The sequence below is a fragment of the Propioniciclava sp. genome, assembly GCF_029977985.1.
GTDB lineage: Bacteria > Actinomycetota > Actinomycetes > Propionibacteriales > Propionibacteriaceae > Propioniciclava.
In genome coordinates this window covers 1-1,631 of the sequence record NZ_JARKOT010000065.1, presented here as the reverse complement: position 1 = coordinate 1,631, position 1,631 = coordinate 1, and the positions used below count along the sequence as shown (strand labels likewise).

Below are 1,631 nucleotides of genomic sequence, written 5' to 3'. Positions count from 1 at the left end.
CGGCGGGCGCCCACGTCCCACAGCACGCTGACCACGCCGAACACCGCCAGCAGGAACACCGAGTTCCACTTGCAGGCGATGGCGGCGCCGAACAGCAGCCCCGCCACCCAGCGCCACGGCCGCCACAGCACCAGCGGCCCGAAGCTGCCGGCCAGCGAGGTGACGCCGGCGGCGTCCATCTTCGCGGCGAGGACGCCGCGGGCGTGATCCCGGTCGGCCACGACGGCGGCGACGGCCATGACGAGGAACGTCGCCTGGAAGATGTCGAGCAGGGCGATGCGACTCATCGTGAACGCCAGCGCGTCGAAGGTGAGCAGGATGCCGGCGAGCGCCCCGATCATGGTCGAGCGCGAGACCCGGCGGGCCAGCCGGATGGTCGCCCCGACGAGCAGGGCGCCGAAGACGACGGCCATGATGCGCCAGCCGAAGCTGTTCATGCCGAAGGCCGATTCGCCGAGCGCGATGATCCACTTGCCGAGCGGCGGGTGCACGACGAAGGACGCCGCCGGCTGCAGCCCGGAGAGGTCCCCGGCGAGGATCTGGGCGTTGGCCTCTTTGGGCCACGTGCCCTCGTAGCCGTACTTCAACAGCGACCAGGCGTCCTTGGCGTAGTAGGACTCGTCGAAGATGAGCTTGTTCTGCGGCTGGGCCACGTTCACCACGCGCACGACGAACGCCAGCGCGGCGATGCCGAGGGTGAGCGCCCAGGAAAGCAGCCGGTCGGTCGGTTGCCACTCGCGGAGCCGGTCCACCGCGGTCGGGGTGGCGCGGACTTCAGCGGTGGTCACCCGGTCATGCTAGGCGATTGGACATACTGGGTCGGTGACCACGACCGAGGCCGGACTGCTCGTGCTGGCCGGCACCCCGATCGGGGACGCCGCCGACGCGAGCCCGGCGCTCGTCCGGGCGCTCGCCGAGGCCGACGTGATCGCCGCCGAGGACACCCGCCGCCTGCGCGACCTGTGCCGCCGCCTCGGCGTGGAGCCGGCCGCGCGGGTGGTGTCGTACTTCGACGGCAACGAGGCGAGCCGCACCGGGCTGCTGCTGGAGGCGCTGCGCGCCGGGCAGACGGTCCTGGTCGCGACCGATGCCGGCATGCCCAGCGTGTCCGACCCGGGGTTCCGGGTGACGGCGGCCGCGATCGAGGCGGGGATCAGGGTGACGGCGGTGCCGGGGCCCTCGGCGGTGCTCACGGCGCTCGCCCTCTCGGGTCTGCCGACCGACCGCTTCTGCTTCGAGGGCTTCGTCGGCCGGAAGGCGGGGGAGCGGCTCCGGCGCCTCGCGGCGCTGGCCGCGGAGGAACGCACCATGGTGTTCTTCGAGGCGCCCCACCGGCTGGCGGAGTTCCTCGCCGCCGCGCGGGACGTCTTCGGTGCCGACCGGCCGGCTGCCGTCTGTCGCGAGTTGACCAAGACGTACGAGGAGGTCGTCCGGCTTCCTCTTGGCGCCCTGGCCGATTGGGCGGCCGGCGAGGTGCGCGGCGAGATCACGGTCGTCGTGGCCGGCGCGAGCGCGCCCGTCGTCGACGAGGCGGACGCCGTGGCTGCGGTCCTTGCGCGGGTCGCGGCGGGCGAGCGGCTCAAGGAGGCCGTGGCGGGCGTCGCGGCGGCGTCCGGGCTGGCGAAGGGACA

2 protein-coding genes are annotated in these 1,631 nt (G+C 73.5%); one reads left to right on the top strand and one right to left on the bottom strand.

What is annotated here, in order from left to right; genetic code table 11:
* Positions 1-788 (bottom strand): phospholipid carrier-dependent glycosyltransferase (locus Q1K57_RS03965; protein WP_300079222.1); only part of this gene is annotated, 788 nt, incomplete at its 3' end.
* Positions 789-822: 34 nt separating this feature from the next.
* On the opposite strand from Q1K57_RS03965, the gene rsmI reads away from it, so the two are divergent.
* Positions 823-1,631, top strand: an 809-nt coding sequence (gene rsmI, locus Q1K57_RS03960; protein ID WP_300079219.1) for a 16S rRNA (cytidine(1402)-2'-O)-methyltransferase, incomplete at its 3' end; no start/stop codon positions are given.